This window comes from Mucilaginibacter sp. P25 (assembly GCF_050859465.1).
Classification (GTDB): domain Bacteria; phylum Bacteroidota; class Bacteroidia; order Sphingobacteriales; family Sphingobacteriaceae; genus Mucilaginibacter; species Mucilaginibacter gossypii.
Genome location: NZ_CP193937.1, coordinates 4,996,072 through 5,016,835 on the forward strand (window position 1 = coordinate 4,996,072; position 20,764 = coordinate 5,016,835).

A 20,764-nucleotide genomic window follows, 5' to 3' on the forward strand; every position below is an offset into this window, starting at 1 on the left:
CGGATACAATCAATTCCGCAAACGCCGAACCTTAATCACTGTTGTCACTACCATTGCTCTTGCATTACTCATCATATACCTGGTAGCTCATGGCCAAAAAAAACAATAGTTGATCCTGCTTTCAGCAAGTATATCGAGTCGTATACAACTGGTGTTATTTCCAAACAGAGCCCCATTCGTATCAGGCTGGCCAGTGACGTGCAGGTAACGCACCAGCAAAATGAGGAAATAAACGAAGATCTTTTCAACTTTTCACCAGCTATAAAAGGAAAGGCTATCTGGACGGATGCACGAACCATCGAGTTCAGGCCCGATGAAAAGCTCGACCCCGGTAAAAACTATACTGCTGATTTTAAATTGAGCAAGCTTATTGAAGTGTCGGATCATTTTGAGCACTTTAAATTTAATTTCCAGGTTATTCAGCCCTACTTTACCGTGTCATTTATCGGCATGCAAACCGCCAGCAGTACTTCAAATACCGAAATGAAGCTTACAGGTGATATTCAAACAGCTGACGCAGAAGACCCATCGGCTGTTGATAAGCTTATTGTACCCAATTATGATTCGCCGGTTAAAATAAACTGGGAACACGACGCGGCCCATAAAAACCATCATTTTACCATAACCGGGTTAACACGTATAGCCGGCAAAGCCAATCCACTTACAATTAACTGGGATGGCAGCAGCATTGGCGTGGATAAAAAAGGCAACCAGAATTTTGAAGTGCCCGCCATTGGCGATTTTAAGGTACTGAATATCCGCGCTGTGCAGGACAATGATCAGTATGTTGAGGTACAGTTTTCGGATAACATTTTAGTTGGACAGGAACTTAACGGCCTTATCAGCATCAACAATATCACTGATCCGGCGTACAGCATCGACGGTAGCCTGGTAAAAGTTTACGCTCCTGATCGCCTCCAGGGGGATTACACCATATCTGTGAACGAAGGCATTAAAAACACGCTCCTGAAAAGGATCACGAAGGGCTATACTGCTAATTTATTCTTTGAAAACCGTTTGCCTGCAGTTGCCATACCCGGCAAGGGTGTGATCCTCCCCGACTCGGGCCGCATTATGATGCCTTTTGAAGCAATTAACCTGAACGCGGTTGATGTCATCATCATCAAGATCTACGAAAACAACGTACCGCAATACTTTCAAAGCAATGGTTTTGACGGCAGTGCAGAATTAAGGCAGGTTGGTAAGCCTATAGTGCAAAAAACTATTCGGTTAGATACTGATAAAGGTCTTAACCTGCACAAGAAGAACCGTTTTATGCTTGATCTTGACCAGATGATCCGAACTGAACCCGGCGCTATATATCGAGTGGTAATCGGTTTCAGGCGATCATATTCCTTGTTCAACTGCAAGGTTTATAGCGGTAAGGTTCAAAAAGACAATGGTGACGACGAAGAAGGCGGTTACTACGGCGGTGATTATAGCGATAATGCCTCAAAAGTAAGCGACGAGGACGACGACTTTTGGAAGCGCTATGATAATTACTATCCCGAAGGCTACAATTGGCAGGAACGCGACGATGCGTGCACAGATTCGTATTATAGTAAGCAACGCTGGGCTACCCGAAACATCATATCCTCAAACATTGGCCTTATTGCCAAACGTGGCAATGATAACAGTATGCTGATAGCTGTTACCGATATCCTAAGTGCCGAGCCTATGAGCAATGTAGATCTTGAGCTGCTCGACTATCAGAAACAAGTGATCTACAAAACCACTACCGACGGCGACGGTCTGGCTAAATTAAATCTTAAGAGGAAGCCATACTTATTAGTAGCCAAAAAAGGCGTGCAGCGCGGCTATCTTAAACTTGATGATGGCAGCTCTTTACCTTTATCAAGATTTAACGTGGGCGGTGAGGAAGTACAAAATGGCCTAAAAGGTTTTATTTACGGCGAACGCGGCGTTTGGCGTCCGGGAGACTCCATTTATACATCTTTTATTCTGGAGGATAAATTAAAAACCCTTCCGGCTGATCATCCTGTCGAATTTGAATTATATGACCCAAGCGATAAGCTTTACAGGCGCATCACCCAAACCAAAAGCTTAGATGGCTTTTACAGTTTCCATACCGCAACAGAAACTTCGTCCCCTACCGGCAACTGGACGGCTAAAGTTAAAGTTGGCGGCGCCAGGTTTGAGAAAAAATCAAGGTTGAAACCATCATGCCTAACCGGCTTAAGCTTAGTCTGTCGTTCGGCGGGGCATCCGAATTAACCAAGGGAAACAATGCCAATGGCAAGCTAAGTGCCCAATGGTTGTTTGGTGGCGCGGCGCAAAACTTAAAAGCTAAAGTTGATGCCTATCTGTCGGCACAAAACACCAGCTTTAAAAAGTATAAAGACTATGTTTTTGACGATCCTACACTGGCCTTTAATACGCAGGTTCAAACTGTTTTCGATGGCAAACTAAGCGAAACAGGTACGGCCGATGTTGACGCAAATGTAAATGTGGAGAAACAGGCCCCTGGTCAGCTTCGCGCAAATTTCCTGGTTAAGGTATTTGAGCCGGGCGGCAATTTCAGCATCAACCAGGTGAGCATGCCTTATAACGTTTACCCAGGCTACGTAGGGATCAAGACACCTGAAGGCAGTGACCTTTCGGGCATGTTGGTTACTGATAAGGACCATTTAGTTGACATAGCCGATGTTGATGTAAATGGAAACGCCCTGCCGGGCAGCCGTGATGTGCAGGTTGAATTGTACAAAGTGCAATGGCGCTGGTGGTGGGACCAAACCGGTAATGAAATGAGCAACTTTACCCAGGATAAATATAATAAGCTCATTAAAACCGAAATCGTAAATCTGACCAATGGCGCAGGCAAATGGAAGCTGCATATCAACAAAGCCGACTGGGGCCGCTACCTCATTAAAATTAAAGACGAACAAACAGGCCATTCAACAGGTAAGATCATTTATGTGGATTGGCCAAACTGGTCGGAAAGGTTACAATCCACCAATCCTACCGAAGCAGCGATGTTATCTTTCACTTCAGATAAACCTGCCTATAAAGTTGGCGATGAGGCAACTTTGACTATTCCAACAGGAGAAGCTGGTCGAGCACTGATTAGTTTTGAAAACGGCAGCAAAGTTTTAAAAACAGCCTGGATAGATACTAAGAAAGGACAAACCCGTTATACCTTTACGGTTGATGAAACAATGGCGCCAAACATTTTTGTAAATGTTACGCTACTGCAAAAACATTCGCAAACGGTTAATGACTTGCCTATCCGCATGTATGGTGCTATCCCGCTGCAGGTTGAAAACCCGGAAACCATCCTGAAACCAATCATCAGCATGCCCGATAAGATCAGGCCCGAAACACAATCGGCCATTACCGTATCGGAAGCATCGGGCAAGGAAATGACCTATACTATCGCTATTGTTGATGAAGGTTTATTAGATATCACCAATTACAAACTGCCCGATCCGCATGATACCTTTTATGCGCACGAAGCCTTAGGGGTAAAAACCTGGGACCTGTTCGACTATGTGATAGGTGCATTTGGCGGCGGCTTAGAGCGAATTTTAAGTATTGGTGGTGACGGGAACCTCGGCAATAACAAAAACGTGTCTGTAAACCGTTTTAAACCTGTTGTAAAATTCCTTGGCCCTTTCCACCTCGGTGCAGGCGAAAAGCAAACACAGCGCTTTATATTGCCGCAATACGTGGGTTCTGTTAAGGCTATGATAGTAGCCGGTCACAATGGTGCTTACGGCATTGCCGAAAAAGCCGTAGCGGTTAAAAAACCATTAATGATCCTGGCTACCCTGCCGCGTGTGCTTGGCCCTTCAGAAAGCATTCAATTGCCGGTAACAGTATTTGCTATGGAGAACAATATCAAAACCGTTAACATACAGGTGCAAAGTAATGCCTTCAGCAATTTGGGCGGTAATAATCAAAAGACTCTCACTTTTGACAAGCCCGGTGACCAAATGGTAACTTTTGATTTAAATGTTAAGGATTTTGTTGGCGTAGGTAAAGTAAAAATAATTGCCAAAAGCGCTTCGGAAACAGCTGCTTATGATGTTGATCTTAACGTTCGCAACCCTAATCCGCCGGTTACCCGCATTATTCAGAAAGAGCTTGCGCCGGGCGAAGTATGGAATACCGATTATCAGCCGGTTGGCATCAACGGTACTAATAAAGCCATGCTTGAAGTAGCTTACATCCCGCCATTGAACCTTTCAAAACGTTTGGATTACCTGATTGAATATCCGCATGGCTGTGTGGAACAAACCACATCATCGGCATTCCCCCAGTTATACCTGAACCAGTTGCTTGACCTTTCACCAAAACAAAGGGCCGAAACCGACCGGAATATTAAAGCCACCATTAACAGGCTCAATGGCTTCCAGGTACAGGGCGGTGGTTTAAGCTACTGGCCTTACGGCGGCGAAGCCGATGAGTGGGGAACCAATTATGCGGGGCATTTCATGTTAGCGGCACAGGCAAAAGGCTTCAGCATGCCGATAGGCTTTATTGACCGCTGGAAGAAATACCAGAAAGAAAAGGCCCTTAGCTGGGCGCCACGCAAGCAACCATATTATTACGATGATGACCTTACCCAAGCCTACCGCTTATATCTGCTGGCACTGGCCCGCTCGCCCGAAATGGGTGCAATGAACCGGCTGCGTGAGTTTGCGTTGCTGAGTGACGCAGCGGCCTGGCGACTTGCAGCGGCTTATAAGCTTGCGGGACAGCCCGAAGTTGGTTTAAGAATGATTGCGAGATTATCAACTACCGTTAAACCATACAATAGTCTTTATGGCACTTATGGATCCGATTTAAGGGATGAGGCAATGATACTGGAAACCCTTACCCTGTTAGGCCAAAAACAAAAAGCGGCCGGATTGGTGCACACCGTTGCTGCGCGTTTGTCACAGGATGATTGGTACAGCACCCAGACTACAGCATATTCGCTGATAGCATTGGCCCAGTTTTACGGGCAAAACAAACCTGCAGGCAAACTTGAATTTAACTATGCAGCAGGAAGCGCCAAAGCCACCATTAGTACAAGTTCATATTTATGGCAAGGGGCGCTGGCTGGCAATGGAGGTAAAGTATACCTTAAGAATAACAGCAATAATAAATTGTACATTAGGCTGATACAAAAAGGACAGCCATCATCAGGGCAGGATACCAAATCAATCCTTAACCCGGATGTATTACAGATGCGTGTCGGTTATTTCTCGCTTAAAGGTAAGCCTATTGACCCATCATCATTAAAACAAGGGACCGATTTTGTAGCACAGGTAAACATCAAAAACCCGGGTAAACGCGGTAGGTACGATAACCTGGCCCTCACCCAGATTTTTCCGTCGGGCTGGGAGATCCTGAATACCCGGCTACTTGGCGACGAAGCGTTTAAATCATCACCATCTGATTACCGCGACATCCGTGATGATAGGGTGAACACATATTTCAGTTTATACGAAGGGCAGGAATCAACCTATTATGTAATGCTTAATGCAGCATACACCGGTAAATATTATTTACCGGCTGTTTATTGCGAGGCGATGTATAATAACCAAATCAGCAGCTTATTGAAAGGACAATGGGTTGAGGTGGTGAAGTAACGATAAATTCAAACTTACGAAGTTTTAGAGACCTCGTAAGTTCTTAAAAAACAAAAAGCGCTTTTAATTAATTGGGGAAGCGCTTTCTTTTTACTGCGATAATAAAGTATTACAACCTGCAGGGTCTTGAAGGTTGACCTGTCGCAGATATATGCCTAATACTTTATTATCTTGTGGTCTGACTCGCTAACTTGTGTTGCAAAGCCTCTAACGCATTAGCCAGATAAGCCAGCGGGGCATTCCAGTTTATGGCTATTTCATTGGCGGCGTAAGCGTGCTCATCATCAATGTAGGCTTCATCGGGCACTTTTGATGGCACTTTGACACCATCCTGCATGCCAGGATTAGAGCCGCCAACAAGCAGGCCTGGTATTGGGTCAACTATAGCGTCAGTTGCAGAAGGCCTATGGTGCGGATGCATTGGTGTTTTAGTACCATACCCTGTTACAAAGGAATAACCAGTGCCGTTACGACCAAGCAAGTAGTCAAGATTTGCTAAAGCATAATCCAGGTATTTTTTATCGTTCGATAACTTGTAAGCCTGGATAAGCAGAACTCCTTCGTTTGCGGCCTCGGATGTACTGCCCCAGCCAAAATGCCTGGCGGATTTAGTCATCACTGTTTGATAAGCGTTTGAGTCAACCCCATTTACCATATCATCGGCAGTGTTGATAAGTCGCTTCCTGATTTCCGGTAACGCGGGCACAGTTTTCGCTGTTATATCATTTTTGATCAGCGTATAATACCCCAACAGCCTAACCTGCGACCATGTAGGTACCGGCATCCGGCCATCAGGCAAAAGATCAATATTTTTAAGATAGTCAACCTCACCGGTGCTGACTGCCAGCTCGGATGCCGCCCAGATAAACTCGTCGGTAAAGTTATTATCGCCATACCCCCTGTAGTGATCTTCGGTTCAAACTTTTTGTTCATCTCATCCTGCCGGTAGGTCACCATCGGATTTTTACCAGCCCAACCCCAGGCTTTTTGAGCAGCATTGATACATGAATCGGCTAAGCCTGGTAGCTCGTTAGGATATTGTTTAAAAATGCGGGAAGCTTGCGCCATAACAGCCGCAAAATCAAGCGTAGCCGCAGTAACTTTTTGTACCACATAACGTGGCGATGTGTCTTTATCGGGCATTTCAAACTTATCAAAAGCAGCATTAGTAAGCTTATGATATACGCCGCCATCGGCGGGATCTTGCATAGTCAGCATCCAACGCAGGTTCCAAAGCACCTCATCCAAAACATCCGGAATTTTATTGCTGCTTTCGGGGATATTAAGCTTAACTGTTTTCATGTAAGCGGGGAAATCCTCAAATAAAGAAAGCAGCGTACTTGTTGTAATACCACTGTTCACAATATACTTGTTATAGTCGCCGGCATCATACCAACCGCGCGGTGATGAGATTATTGAGCCAGCCTTCCGCCCTTCACTTTCGGCAGATGGATGGATCAGTACAACCGTATCAGGATGACCTGAGGCCCGGTGCCATTTGCCGGCATACTTTTCGGGTAAAGGTGTACCTGAGCGCATAAAATAATAGGCTTTGATAGCAGCGGCGGCCACAGCTTTATGAACCGAGGCCTTAACCTCAAAGGGATAGGAATAACCTGCAAAGGGGACATAAAGTATATATCTGCCGGGCTTGCCGAATGTACTAAAGTCGGCCAATTGAACAATATGACCGGCAAAGTTTGGTTTAAGTGATGGTTTAAGCTTACCGGTAAATACTGTTTGCTTTTGAAGGGTTTGGATAAAAAAGTCGCTTCCTCTGTCACTTAAAACAATGGCCTTTTTTATGGCACCAGGGTAAAAGCCTATTTGATTAAGTCGGATAAGCCTCGAAGTTGTATCCGTTTGAGCAGAAGCATTGCTCCCTATCAGCGATAGTGCAAACAAAATTTTGTAAAATGAGATTGAAAGGTATTTTTTCATCTGCCCTAAATTTTAGGATATGTCTGAAACCCGCGTTTAAACAGATAACCGACGCATAAATGGCACCTAAATATAGGTGTACATTGTAAAATAAGCATAATACTATTCTATCAAATAAAAGCTAAAATATAATACTAAATATACAATCGATTGCGTAACTTGAATAATAGGAAAGTTCACACTCCGATCTAACGCAAAAAAGACCCGCCGTTACCGGCAGGTCTTTCAGTATTTTTGAGGGACTGGGAGATTATAATGAGAACAATTTATAAGCAACAGCAAGGCTGAACAGGCTAACACGCGTGTGTGAATTATCGTTGCCATAAGCTATTTTATTTAAACCACCTTCGTAACGAAGATCGATAGACAGGCTACTGATATCAACACCTGCACCCACCTGTATTGCGTAGTTCGCATCTTTATACCTTAACGCTGTTGCATCATTAAATGCATCCCTATCTCTTCCGGTTGTAAATGAAAGCACCGGCCCACCATAAAACCTTCCACCTAAACCTAAAGCACCAACTTTAGCACCTACAAGTAATGGAACATCAAAACTTTTAAAGCTTTGTTTATTTGAAACACCTCCATTATTTACAGTAACGCTTTTATCAGTATAATAAAGCTCGGGTTGAAAAATTAAGCCTAAGCCGCCGATCCTTGCCCAAGCGCCAGCCTGATAACCAGCTTTATTATCGTTGTTAAAAACGCCGTTTGACGGAAAAGTTGAATAATTTAAACCGCCCTTAAGGCCGAAAGAAAAGCTGGGGATTACCTGGGCTTTTGATATGCCTATTGACAGCAAAAAAATAGATAAGGAAAGTAAAATTGCTTTTTTCATATTTATTAGGTGTTCGATGATGTATTAAGTTTATGAAAACGATATTGTTTGCAACAACTACCGCTAAAATAGAAATATCTGGTTAAACCCAACCGATAAGTTCGGTAAAAGTTAACCAGATATTTAACTAAAAATTGGGAATAAAAGTATAGGTTTTAAAAATCTTAAAGAGTTTATTAATTAAAGCGCCAAGTTTCCCTGGTAATAATCAAGGATTTTGGTACGGATAAAATAGTCATACCGGGCGTTGATCAGGTTGGTATTAGCCTGATCGAAGTTTGATTTTGCTATCACAAAATCTACCGAAGTAATAGCACCCGAATTAAATTTAACTTCAGCAATCCTGTACGATTCGCCATAGGCATCAACCTGGTCGCGCAGCAAGTGATAGCGCTCAAGGGCCGATGTCATATTGATATAAGCCTGATCAATATTTTGCTTCAACTGGATCCGGGTAAAGTCATTGTTATACTTTGCAGTTTGCAGGTCGATACGGGCCAGTGCCACTTTATTACGATTTTGGAAATAATTAAGGATAGGTATGCTTAAACCAACTCCAAAACCCGAACTGTAATTATTTTTTATTTGCGAATAATAACCGGTATTACCTGTACTTGAGTAATTGGATGCAAGCGATCCAAACGCAGTGATAGTAGGCCATAAAGCTCCTTTGGCTGATTTTACACCTTTTTCGGCACTTTTTAAACGCAAATCATAGGCTTTAACCAAGGCAAGGTCGTTAAGTGCCTTGGTGTAGATCTCATCTGCATTTTTATCATAATTTCCAGGCAATTGATCGGCAGATAAACGCACAAGTTTAACGCTCTTATCCAATGGCACATTCATGATCTGCAAAAGGTTAATCTTTGAGATCCCCATCGCTGCTTTGGTATTAACCGCGCCTATCTTACTGGTAGCCAATGTGCCCTTCAAATCGTATAACGTTGCAGGCGGTGTAGCGCCGTCTTTATTCAATATTGTCAATCTGTCAACCTGTTTCTGTGCCTGCTCAACCTGTATATCGGTTGCCTTTAGCAAATCCTCATTATCAAGTACCTGCAAATAAGCAGTAATAACGTTCAGGGTAACAAGGTCCTTAGCCTGTTGAAAATCCATTTTACCTGCCTGGTATGCCAGCGAGTAGCGTTTGATATTATTAATGAGGCTCATGCCATTAAACAATGTCAGGTTACTGTTTAAATTATACTGGGCGTAAGTAATTTGCTGTGTTACGTAGTTATAATTTGTAGGATCCTGGCTACGGTCACATTACCGTTAATTGATGGCAGCAGGTTTTCGCGGGCCTGGTTATAGGCAATTTCCTGTGTCTGCATTTGCAATTCACTCTTTTTTACATCGAGGTTGTTTTTGATTGCAAGATCGATACATTGCTGTAAAGTAAGCACAGAATCTACCGGGGCCTGGCTGTAAGCCTTTAAGTTTCCAAATACAACAAGACCGAGAAATAGTAATTTATAGTATCGCATTTTATTATTGAGTTCAGAGTTTTCTTGATGAATCGATCTTGCCGTCCAGCAGATCGATAATGCGCGAACCGTATTCGGCATTTTTTTCGGAGTGGGTAACCTGAATAATGGTTACACCATCTTCCTTATTCAGCTTGCGGAACAGCTCCATAATCTCCTCCCCTTGTTTTGAGTTGAGGTTACCGGTAGGTCTCGTCGGCTAATAACAACTTGGGTTTAGCAATAAGCGCGCGGGCGATACCCACTAACTGCTGCTGTCCGCCCGATAACTGTGCCGGGAAAAGATCTTTTTTGCCAACAATGTTAAAGCGGTCAAGCATATCTGCAACCATGGCTTTACGCTCCGCACTTTTAAAATCCTGGTAAATAAGCGGGGTTTCAATGTTTTCATAAACGGTTAGCTCATCAATCAAGTGATAAGCCTGAAAAACGAAACCGATGTATTGCTTGTACAAAGCCGAACGTTGTTTTTCTTTAAGCTGATGTACTGCATGGCCTTCAAAATAATGATAACCGTCTGATGGTTCATCAAGCATACCGATGATATTCAGCAACGTTGATTTGCCCGAACCTGAAGGTCCCATGATAGAAATAAATTCGCCTTCGTCAATGTCAAGGCTCAGATCATTCAGAATGATATTTTTGTTGCCCCCTACCTGGAAATACTTTGAAATATGTTGCAGTGATAACATTTTTAATTATTGAATTAGTTTGTTAGTAAATAAATGAGTTAAACAATAATACTTATCATTTTGCGATTAACATATCAATAACATACCAAAGTTCTATCTTATTAACTATCAATAAATTACACCATCATACCAAAACTTCACTGTACGCTTATGTAACAGATTGCGTACGGTTATGATACAGTGTTTTTTGAGGTAAAAGGTAAAAGGCGAAAGGTTAAAGCTTTTTTCCATTGCCCAGATATGTACCGGCAGGTAGAGTATAATTACTTTTGATTCCTGTAACATGCTATAGCTTAATTAAACGGCGAAAGCTGAAAGAATTATTTAACACTGTATTTAATGTGTTATAAACCTTTCAGCTTTTGCCTTTTACCTTTCAGCTAAATAATCAATCTCCAGACCGCAAACTTTTAACCGGATTAGTAAGCGCTGCTTTAAGGGATTGAACGCTCACGGTAATAAAGGCGATAAGTATAGCTACTGCACCCGCGGCTATGAATACCCATATTTGTATGCTGATCTTATACGCAAAATCCAGCAGCCAACGATGCATGGCATACCAGGCTATCGGCGAAGCAATGATAACCGATATGATAACCAGTTTCAGGAAATCGCCTGAAACAAGCTTTACTATACTGAAAACGCTTGCGCCCAAAACTTTACGTACTCCAACTTCTTTCACTCTTTGCCTGGTTGAAAACACTGCCAATCCGAATAAACCCAGACAGGAGATGAAGATAGTGACCAAAGTAAACGCAGTTAATATTGAACCGGTACGTTGCTCGGCCTTATACATATCATCAAATTCCTGATCAAGAAAGTGATATTCAAAAGGTGTGGCAGGATTAAAAGCGCTCCATTTTTCTTTTACTGCAGATATGGTTTTGGCAATATTATTTCCTGAGGTTTTGATAAGCACTTTACCAAAATAATCTTCAGTAAACATTACAATTGGTGTAATTTCCTGGTGAAGGGATGCGAAATTAAAGTTTTGTACAACACCTCTTACTTCACCGGTACGTCCGTTAAGGCCAATATGTTTACCTATTGCTTCTTCGGCTGTCCAACCCAGTGCTTTGGCGGCTTTTTCGTTGATTATAAAACCGTAATAGCGCTTATTTTCATCAGCATCCGTAGAATGTTTCTCATCCGCATCTGTAAAATTAATGCCCTGCACCAGTTTAAGACCAAGCGTATTTAAAAAATTCTTTTCTACCGGCAAAGCGGTTACCGAAAGATTATAGTCGCTGTTTTTGCCGTCAGCGTGGTTAATGCTATATCCGCCGTGAACATCAACCGGCGAATCGTACGAAGCAGTTGCATAAAGCACCCCCGGTAATTGAGTTACCTCGTTGTTAAATGATTTAATATCTTTTAATGATTTGCCGCCAACATCAATCACCATCACCTGCGACCTGTTGATACCTATATTGAGGTGTTGGATATACCGCAGTTGGCTACCCGCGATAACCGTACAGATCATGAAGAATACGGATACCACAAATTGAAATATAACTAACGATTTGCGTAAAGCCCGACCGCCGGAGGTATTTGTGAGTTTCCCCTTTAAGGTAACAATAGGATTAAATGCTGACAGATATAATGACGGATAAGTTCCGGCCAAAAAAGTTACCGTTACAAATAAGGCAACCATGGCCATAATCAGCCATGATGTATTCCAGGTTTGAAAGCCCAACTGCTGCCCCGAAAAATCGCTGAACCATTTAAAGCTCACATCCGCCAAAAACAGGCCCGCCAACAGCGATACGAGGGTGATCATGGCAGATTCGATGATAAATTGTGTAAAAAGCTGCGAACGTGCAGCACCCATTACCTTTCTTACCCCTATTTCGTGGCCTCGTTCTATAGCTTTGGCTGTTACAAGGTTCAGGAAGTTGACACAAGCCAGCAACAATAAGATAATGGCAACTGCCCCTAAAACGTAAATGTATCTGATATTGCCGGATGGCGTTAGCGGATATGTAGCCTGCGATTTCAGGTGGACATCGGTCAAAGGTTCGAGTTTGAACCACATTTTATGCCCTTGCCTGAAATCATCCTTAAACATCTCTGCTACATAGTTGTTCATTTTCTGCTCAACCGAGTTTATATTAACGCCCGGCCTTAAAAGCAGGTAAGAATAATCGTTAGCCGAATCCCATTTGCGCGTTTTAGCATGTTCCGAACCTGCGGACGAACCAATAATGTCAAACTTGATCTGCGAATACTCGGGTACATCTTCCACCACCCCTGTAACCATCATGTTTAGTTTGTTATTAACCTTCAAAACCTTACCTATAGCATCCTCAGTACCAAAATATTTTTTTGCGGTAGACGCGGTGATCACCAAAGCCGAGGGATCTTTAAGTGCGGTAGCTGCGTTCCCCCTCAAAAACTTAAAGCTGAAGATCCTGAAAAATGGTTCATCGGCTAAAAAGAACCGTTTTTCATTGAATAGTTTATCCTGGTATTGCACCGGGTTATTATACCAGGAAATGCGCACACCATCCTCAATTTCCTGCAATTGCTGTTTAAATACGGGTACTGGTGCGGTTGGCGTTACTGCCACAGATTTTGCCTCCGCATCATCAGAGGATTTGTAGTTATAAGCCACGCGCATAATACGATTGGCATTAACGTGAAACCTATCATACCGCAGCTCATTTAATAAATAGGTAGCTAATAATATAAAGCAACCTATTCCAACTGCTAAACCCGCAACACTTATTAATGAAGTAACCTTGTTTATAACCAGGTTACGCCATGCTGTTTTTATATAATTTTTAATCATTTACTCCTCCTAACCTCCCCAAAGGGGAGGAATTGTTGTTTGCTCTTCGACTCTTAAAGCCCTCTCCTTTGTAGAGGGTTTGGGTGAGGTTATTCGCTCCTCAAACTTTTAACCGGATTAGCTACAGCCGCCTTAATGGCCTGGAAGCTTACAGTAGCAAAGGCTATAACCAGTGATGTAAAACCAGCTATACCGAATACCCACCAGCTAATATCAATGCGATAAGCAAAATCCTGCAGCCATTTACTCATGGCATAAAACGCTATCGGCCAGGCGATGACGTTGGCAATGAGCACCAGTTTTACAAAATGCCCCGAAAGCAGCATCACTATATTCTGCACAGATGCCCCAAGCACCTTGCGCACCCCTATTTCCTTGATCCGTTTTTCGGCTGAGTATGAAGCGAGGCCGAATAACCCCAAACAGGATATAATGATGATCAGTCCAGCTAAAATACTTACTACAGTGCTTACCTGATTGTCTACACTGTAAACTTCTTTAAAATGATCGTCAAGAAACTGGTATTCAAAGGGTATCCCGGGAAACTCCTTTTGCCAGGTTGATTGGATAAATGCAACAGCATCTTTAGCCCTGCCGCCGTTGATCTTAACCGACATTTGGTTGAACCCTTTACCGTTTACCAGGAACAGCGTTTCAATTTTATAATGCAGGGAATTGAAATTGAAATCTTTGGCTATTCCGGTAATCACACCCAACGAATCAAAACCAAACCTTTGTCCCAGTAATGATTCCATATTTTTTCCTTTATGATCTTTCAGCAATTCCTTAGCCAGGGCTTCATTGATGATGTATTGCTTCCAAACGGCCGAAGTATCGGTAGAAAAGTTTTTGCCCATCAGCAGCTTGATCTTATACAGATCGAGGTAATTATTATCAACCACCAGCAAGGTTGAGGTAAGCTGCCGCAATGGTGAATCACCAAGTTTAAATGAAATGCCGGTTTGGTCAAGGTGACTGCCTAAAATATCCTGCGACGCGGTAACTCCCTGTATTATCGAGTTGGAAAGCAACTCCTGTTTAAACAAATCATATTTGTTTTGTGGGATCAAACCTAAAGGAACATTAACAATCTGATCGCGGTTAAAGCCGGGATCTTTTTTCTGCATAAACTTAAGTTGCCTGATAACCAAAACTGTAGCTATCATTAAGATTACAGCACTCGTAAACTGGCCAACAACCAAAATATTACGCAATGGCACTTTATTGCCCCCCGCCGTTGCTAAAGCCCCCTTTAATACTTTAATCGGTTGAAACGACGACAAAAAAAGCGCAGGGTATATACCTGAAATAATACCAACAAGCACGGTGCTAATAAGAACCACTCCTATAAGCATGTTATTGTCATGCAGCGGTAAACTAATATCACGCTGGCTTAAACTGTTTATAAAAGGAATGGCAAGGCTTACAAAAATGCAGGCAAAAGCCAGGGCTATCAAGGATAATAACACGGTTTCGCCCAAAAACTGCATGGCCAGTTGAAAACGTCCGGCCCCGATAGATTTACGTACGCCAACCTCCTTAGCCCGCTCTGATGACCGCGCGGTTGAAAGGTTAATGAAATTAATACAGGCTATCACCAAAACAATGATCCCTATAACTGTAAACAGGTTGGTGATATGTTTATCAAATTTTTGATAATTGATATAATCCAGCCCTATATCAGCCGAGTTAGCGTGAACATCTTTCAGGGATAATAAGAATAGCTCGTAATTTTTAGGGCCATCTTTACCTTTATATTTTTGAAGATAGGCTGGAAACTTTTTTCAAGCGCCGCTATATTGGTACCAGGGGCCAGTTCAAGATAGGTATTTAACCAGTTGCCGCCCCAGTTGGTAAACATCCATTTCTTATAAATACTACTGAATGAAAACAGGCAATCAAACTGCAATTGTGAGTTTTTGGGCACATTAGCTAATATACCGGTAACCGAATAGGTTATAGTATCCTGCCCGTAATTGGTTACAGTTTTACCTATCGGGTCATCATTACCAAACATTCGTTTGGCTGCATCTTCTGTTAATAAAACGCTGCGGGGTTTTAACAAAGCGGTTGCCCGATCGCCCCTCAGCAGTTTAAAATCAAACATTTTCAAAAAAACCGAATCCACAAAGAATACCTGTGGCATGTACACTCGTTTAAGTCCGTTATTGAGCGGAAACTTTTGCTGCCAACGAACACGCGTAAAATTTTTTATTTCCGGGAAATCGGTTTTCAGAGTTGGCCCCATCGGAAACATGGATAACGCAACCTTTTGTGAGGCGCCCATTCCCTCAAACTTTTGCACCTCGTTTAAGCGGTAGATGTTTTTAGTATGCAGATTATCAAAGCTTTTTTCATAATAAACAAAAAGCGTGATCACAATGCAGGCCGCCATACCAACGGCCAACCCAAAAATGTTAATAGCCGAAAAAACCTTGTTTTTCCAGATATTGCGCCAGGCGGTTTTGAAATAATTTTTTATCATTAGTTTATCTCGTTTAGGTCATTTTGCCCCGCATTCCATTAATAAGATGAAAGCATGGCTTAATGACAATTATTCGGAACGTAAACTTTTAACCGGGTTGCTCAATGCTGCTTTTATTGCCTGAAAGCTAATGGTAGCTACTGCCACCAAAACGGCTAATACACCAGCCAGCACAAATACCCACCATTGAACATCTATACGATAGGCAAAATCTTTGAGCCATTGATGCATAAAATACCAACCTACCGGCATGGCTATTATGCAGGATATCAATATCAGCTTTAAAAAATCAAAGGATAGCAGGTTAACAATACCGGGTACCGACGCGCCAAGCACTTTGCGGATCCCTATTTCGCGGGTACGTTGCAGCGTGCTGTACGAAGCCAAACCAAGCAAGCCCAAACACGAAATGAATATGGCGAGAACGGCGAAGTTGAAAAATAGCTTACCGAAACGCTGTTCAGAGCGGTACTGCCTGTCAAAAAACTCATCTAAAAAATAAAATGAGTATGGCCTGTTAGGGATAAATTGTTTCCACTTACCTTCTATCTGCGCCAATGTGCTATTCAGATTTTTCGGGGAGACTTTTACAGTTATCAGATCAAGACTATGAAGCTCGATTCGCATGGTAAGCGGCTTGATTACCTCCTGTAACGAACGGAAATGAAAATCTTTCATTACACCTACTATTTTACCTTCGCGCCCCCATTGTTTAAACCGTCGGCCGATAGCATCTTTAGGAGAGCTATAGCCAAACAATTTAACAGCGGCTTCATTGATAAGCATCGCCTGGGCCGTATCAGTACCAAATTCACGTGAAAACGAACGACCCGCAACCATCTTTATCTTAAATTGGTTTACATAGTCATAATCAACAAAATACAGATCAAGGTTAGCTATCTGCAAATCGCCCATTTTATTTTCTATCTCGGAGTAAGCCCCGTTATTTCCACCTCCAGGGATACTTGAAGCAGATGCCGTTGATACTACGCCGGGAATTGAACTGATAGCATTTTTCAGGGATTCTTTAGCAGGATCGCTGTTGGTGTTGAGTACAAGCATTTGTTCTTTATTAAAACCAAGATCGCGGTTTTGCATAAAGCTCATTTGGTTATAAACTACTATAGTTCCAATAATAAGCGCTATGGAAATACTAAACTGAGCAACAACAAGCGTTTTGCGTAAAATTCCGCCCTTCCGGCTTCCGGAAAAACGGCCTTTCAAAACCATCACCGGTTTAAAGGACGATAGTACCAACGCAGGATATAAACCGGCAAGCAGGCCGATGCAAATAGACGTTACAAACAGAATAACTACATAGTACCAGTTTGAAAAGATGCCGGAACTAACAGTTTTACCAGCCAATTGATTAAATGCAGGCAACAATAAAGCAGCGATACCAAGCGTAAGTAAAAAAGCTATGATACAAAGTACCACCGATTCACCGATGAACTGGCCTGCAAGCTGGCTCTTTTCGGCGCCCACAACTTTACGAATCCCTACTTCTTTGGCGCGTTCAACCGAGCGGGCAGTAGTAAGGTTAACGAAGTTGATGCAAGCTATCAGCAAAATAAAAATCGCGACAATACTGAATATATACACATTGCTAATGCTTCCAACTTCCTGTCCGCCTCTTTTTGAGTAGAGGTAGGTATATTTTAAAGGCTCAAGCATGAGCCTATAGAACATCTGGCTTTTCTTCATTCCGTCCCCGTCACGATTTTGCAAAAAGGCAGGCATTTTAGCTTCAACAGCCTTTGGACTTGTACCCGGTTTTAACAAAAGATAAGTCGTAGCGCCGAAATTGCCCCACTGCCCGTCAATTCCTTTATTAAACTTTTGGGTTAACGATGTCATTGAGATGATCATATCGGCCTTGATTTGTGAGTTGCCAGGAAAATCCTTCATAACACCGGTAACCGTGGCAGGTACGGCATCGCCGGTAATTAATACGGTTTTGCCAATTGGGTCGGCACTGCCAAAATATTTTTTCGCGGTAGATTCGGTAAATACTATTGTAGCGGGCGCGGTGAGTACAGTCCTGGGATCGCCTTTAACTAATTTAAAATCAAAGACCTTAAAAAATGTCGAATCCGCGAACATGGAGTTTTCCTCCTGGAATTTTACATCTCCCCTGCGCACCAAAAACTGCCGCCGCTGGTGCGTACAAATGCTTCTACTTCGGGCAAGTCTGCCCTAATATTGGGTGCAAACGCCCATGATGTGCTACTGGTATTAATAGTTTCGCTCGGGGTTTTGATATCAGTTACCAAACGATAGATCCTATCGGCCTTTGTGTGAAAGTTATCGTAACTCAGCTCAAAGGCCACGTATATAAAAATGAAAAAACAGGCTGTTATCCCTATTGATAAGCCCGTAATATTAATAAACGAAAAGCCCCGGTGGCGCCAAAGGTTCCGGAGGGCTATTTTAATGTAATTTCTGATCATATTTTTTATTTTTTAATGTCATGGTCATATGGTCATTTATCTTACCCGTTATAACAACACAAAGCAAACTGATACAATTACCCATTATTCAGAACGTAAACTTTTAACCGGGTTGGCAATCGCGGCCTTAATAGCCTGAAAACTGATTGTCGTTAGTGTGATGACAATTGCTGCTGTCGCCGATATAATAAACACACCAGGGCCAACGGTTACCCGGTAATCGTATTTCTGCAACCACCCCTGCAAAAAGTAAAAGGCTACCGGCGAGGCTATTACACAACTAATAAGCACCAGCAACACAAAATCCTTCGACAGTAAAAACCATAACTGGCTTACAGTTGCACCTAATACCTTGCGTACGCCAATTTCTTTAGTTCGCTGCTCGGCGATGTATGCGGCTAATCCAAACAGGCCGAGGCATGAAATAAATATGGCCAGGCCCGCAAAAATGCCCGACAATTTCCCCACCAATACTTCCTGGCCAAACTTGCGGTTATAATCATCATCTACAAAGCGATATGTAAATGGATAAGCAGGACTATATTTTGAAAACACCTGCCCTATTTTATCAATGGCATCGTGCGGGTTTACTTCAGGCGAGAGGCGGTAGATCATGTTTTGATGCGGATCGTTATTATACAAAAACATGGTTGGGTCGGCTTGTGCAAATGGAGATAACATCAGCGCGTTTTTAACTACCCCAATTATCTTGCGTTGCTTGCCCCCATAAGTTATTACCTGGCTTATCGGGTCGCCTTTAAGGCGCAGGCGCTTAACCGCTGCTTCATTGAAAATAATATTCAATGAATCGGACACCACATTATTATAATCTCTCCCGGCAAGCATTTTCATGCCTACAGTCTTGAAATAATCATTAGCTACAGCTATTACGCCCATTTCAACGGTTTCGCCGGTAAATTTACCGGGCCATTGGTCAAGGTTGTTGTGCATGTTAATATCTGTAATGGTGCTTGACGCTGTGGAGATACTTTCAATCACGCCGCTTTGCAATAATTCATTTTTAAAAGCGGAATAGTGCTTACCCAAATCTTCGTTGGCATTAGTGGCTATTAACCTAGTAATATCGTATCCCGCCGGGCGGTTTTTTGCATACTGAATTTGCCTGTAAATAACAGCTGTACTTATGATCAACGCTATTGAGCAGCTAAACTGCATTACTACTAAAACTTTACGCGAATACGACGCTGAGCGGCCAACCTGAATTGTACCTTTTAATACCTTAACCGGATTAAATGACGAAAGATAAAACGCAGGGCGGCTACCGGCCACCAGGGCTGTAAGCAATACACACCCTATGACAATCAGCCAAAAGATTGCGCTGTTAAAGGGAATGGAAATAGTAGTCCCGGTAAGCGAGTTAAACGGCCCGAGCGCTATTTGAACAAAAAGTATTGAGCATATAAAGGAGATCAGTGTGATCAATGTAGATTCTGTCAAGAACTGGAATATCAGATGCTGACGTTGTGATCCGATAGCTTTACGGATACCGACCTCGCGCGCGCGTTTTTCAGACCGGGCAGTTGTGAGATTGATGAAATTCACGCAAGCTATCAGCAGCACCAGTAAACCAACAATACTAAAGGTGCGTACATAATCAATAAACCCACTTACTGCAACTCCATTTTTATAATCGGCAAAAAGGTGCCAATCGGTCATGGGCTGCATAATTACATCCGAGTTTTCGGCGTTAATATTTTTTTCGCCTTTTTCGATGTGAAGGATCTTTGGGGCCAGTTGTGCGTAAGTTACACCTGGTTTTAGCTTTGCAAATAGCTCGAAGCTATTGTTACCAAAGCTATCGTGGGCGTCTTTCATGTAAGGCTGTTGCTCCATCAAACTGAATGGAATAACATATTTAAATTGAAGCGACGAATTCAATGGTACATCCTGAATCACGCCGGTAACCTTTAAATTGTAGTTATTATCAACCTTAACAACCTTATTAATCACATTCCCGGTGCCAAATAAAGCGAGAGCAGTAGCTTTGGTCAATACAATTGAATATGGATCATTCAAAGCGGTTGTACGGCTCCCCTGTAAAAAATTGTATTGAAAAATTTTCAGGAAATCGCTACCTGCCTGCACGCCATCAATAGATAACTTTTTATCGCCTACCATTAACCCATGTGTGCCACCCCAATCTGTGGGTGCTACATATTCTATTTCGGGCATAGTTTTCAACACATCTGCCAGTTTTAGCGAGGTTGAACTAAACGTTAATTTTTCGCCATTACTGTTAAAATTACGGCGAACCTGGTATGCCCTATTGGCATCAGGCAAAAACCTGTCGTATGAGTACTCATTAGCAACCCAAAGTGCTATCATTAAGGCAACAGCCATCCCGGCTGCCAATCCCAAAACGTTTATAGCTGTATAAGCCTTATTGTTAGCGATGTTTCGCCAGGCTATTTTGATATAATTTCTAAGCATACTGTTGGTTCATTAGTTCAATTGTTCAT

Annotated in this window: 14 protein-coding genes and 1 pseudogene; 2 read left to right on the forward strand and 13 right to left on the reverse strand. The window is 42.5% G+C overall.

What is annotated here, in order from left to right:
- The first annotated feature begins 198 nt into the window (after window positions 1–198).
- Both ACRQ5D_RS25270 and ACRQ5D_RS25275 read left to right on the forward strand, forming a co-directional pair.
- The gene (locus ACRQ5D_RS25270; protein WP_432326982.1) at window positions 199–2,235 is read left to right on the forward strand and encodes an MG2 domain-containing protein; all 2,037 of its coding nucleotides are present in this window, start codon (window positions 199–201) and stop codon (window positions 2,233–2,235) included.
- Window positions 2,184–5,597, forward strand: a complete 3,414-nt coding sequence (locus ACRQ5D_RS25275) for an alpha-2-macroglobulin family protein (RefSeq protein WP_431200702.1) — start codon at window positions 2,184–2,186, stop codon at window positions 5,595–5,597. The genes ACRQ5D_RS25270 and ACRQ5D_RS25275 overlap by 52 nt, the downstream gene beginning before the upstream one ends.
- A gap of 166 nt (window positions 5,598–5,763) precedes the next feature.
- Here ACRQ5D_RS25275 and ACRQ5D_RS25280 read toward each other — a convergent pair whose 3' ends face one another.
- The 13 genes and pseudogenes from ACRQ5D_RS25280 to ACRQ5D_RS25340 all read right to left on the reverse strand — a co-directional run bounded on the left by ACRQ5D_RS25280 (window position 5,764) and on the right by ACRQ5D_RS25340 (window position 20,735).
- Window positions 5,764–6,444 (reverse strand): glycoside hydrolase family 9 protein, encoded by a 681-nt coding sequence (locus ACRQ5D_RS25280; protein WP_431200866.1) that lies wholly within the window; start codon window positions 6,442–6,444, stop codon window positions 5,764–5,766.
- A complete protein-coding gene (locus tag ACRQ5D_RS25285; RefSeq protein ID WP_431200703.1) occupies window positions 6,330–7,538 on the reverse strand; it encodes a glycoside hydrolase family 9 protein in 1,209 nt (402 codons plus the stop codon). Before ACRQ5D_RS25285 ends, ACRQ5D_RS25280 begins: the two co-directional genes overlap by 115 nt.
- Window positions 7,539–7,788: 250 nt before the next feature.
- Window positions 7,789–8,379 (reverse strand): porin family protein, encoded by a 591-nt coding sequence (locus ACRQ5D_RS25290; RefSeq protein ID WP_091163868.1) that lies wholly within the window; start codon window positions 8,377–8,379, stop codon window positions 7,789–7,791.
- 180 nt (window positions 8,380–8,559) lie between these two features.
- Window positions 8,560–9,600 carry a TolC family protein gene (locus ACRQ5D_RS25295; protein ID WP_432329860.1) on the reverse strand — a complete coding sequence of 347 codons (1,041 nt, stop codon included), beginning with the start codon at window positions 9,598–9,600 and terminating at the stop codon, window positions 8,560–8,562.
- A gap of 8 nt (window positions 9,601–9,608) precedes the next feature.
- Complete coding sequence (locus ACRQ5D_RS25300) at window positions 9,609–9,866, reverse strand: TolC family protein (protein WP_432326985.1); 258 nt, start codon at window positions 9,864–9,866, stop codon at window positions 9,609–9,611.
- A 13-nt stretch (window positions 9,867–9,879) separates the two neighbouring features.
- Window positions 9,880–10,558, reverse strand: a pseudogene (locus ACRQ5D_RS25305) (ABC transporter ATP-binding protein).
- Between the two features lie 108 nt (window positions 10,559–10,666).
- On the reverse strand, window positions 10,667–10,843 hold the full coding sequence (locus ACRQ5D_RS25310; protein WP_176844393.1) for a hypothetical protein: 177 nt from the start codon (window positions 10,841–10,843) through the stop codon (window positions 10,667–10,669).
- A 103-nt stretch (window positions 10,844–10,946) separates the two neighbouring features.
- On the reverse strand, window positions 10,947–13,349 hold the full coding sequence (locus ACRQ5D_RS25315) for an ABC transporter permease (RefSeq protein ID WP_091163861.1): 2,403 nt from the start codon (window positions 13,347–13,349) through the stop codon (window positions 10,947–10,949).
- Between the two features lie 89 nt (window positions 13,350–13,438).
- Window positions 13,439–14,947, reverse strand: coding sequence for an FtsX-like permease family protein (locus ACRQ5D_RS25320; RefSeq protein ID WP_431200704.1), 1,509 nt, complete (start codon window positions 14,945–14,947; stop codon window positions 13,439–13,441).
- A gap of 107 nt (window positions 14,948–15,054) precedes the next feature.
- Window positions 15,055–15,834 (reverse strand): ABC transporter permease, encoded by a 780-nt coding sequence (locus ACRQ5D_RS25325; protein WP_431200705.1) that lies wholly within the window; start codon window positions 15,832–15,834, stop codon window positions 15,055–15,057.
- 69 nt (window positions 15,835–15,903) lie between these two features.
- Window positions 15,904–17,976, reverse strand: coding sequence for an FtsX-like permease family protein (locus tag ACRQ5D_RS25330; protein ID WP_431200867.1), 2,073 nt, complete (start codon window positions 17,974–17,976; stop codon window positions 15,904–15,906).
- Entirely contained in the window at window positions 17,958–18,284 is a 327-nt protein-coding gene (locus tag ACRQ5D_RS25335; RefSeq protein ID WP_431200706.1) for an ABC transporter permease, read from the reverse strand. Before ACRQ5D_RS25335 ends, ACRQ5D_RS25330 begins: the two co-directional genes overlap by 19 nt.
- 84 nt (window positions 18,285–18,368) lie before the next feature.
- On the reverse strand, window positions 18,369–20,735 hold the full coding sequence (locus ACRQ5D_RS25340) for an ABC transporter permease (protein ID WP_091163853.1): 2,367 nt from the start codon (window positions 20,733–20,735) through the stop codon (window positions 18,369–18,371).
- Between the last annotated feature and the right edge of the window lie 29 nt (window positions 20,736–20,764).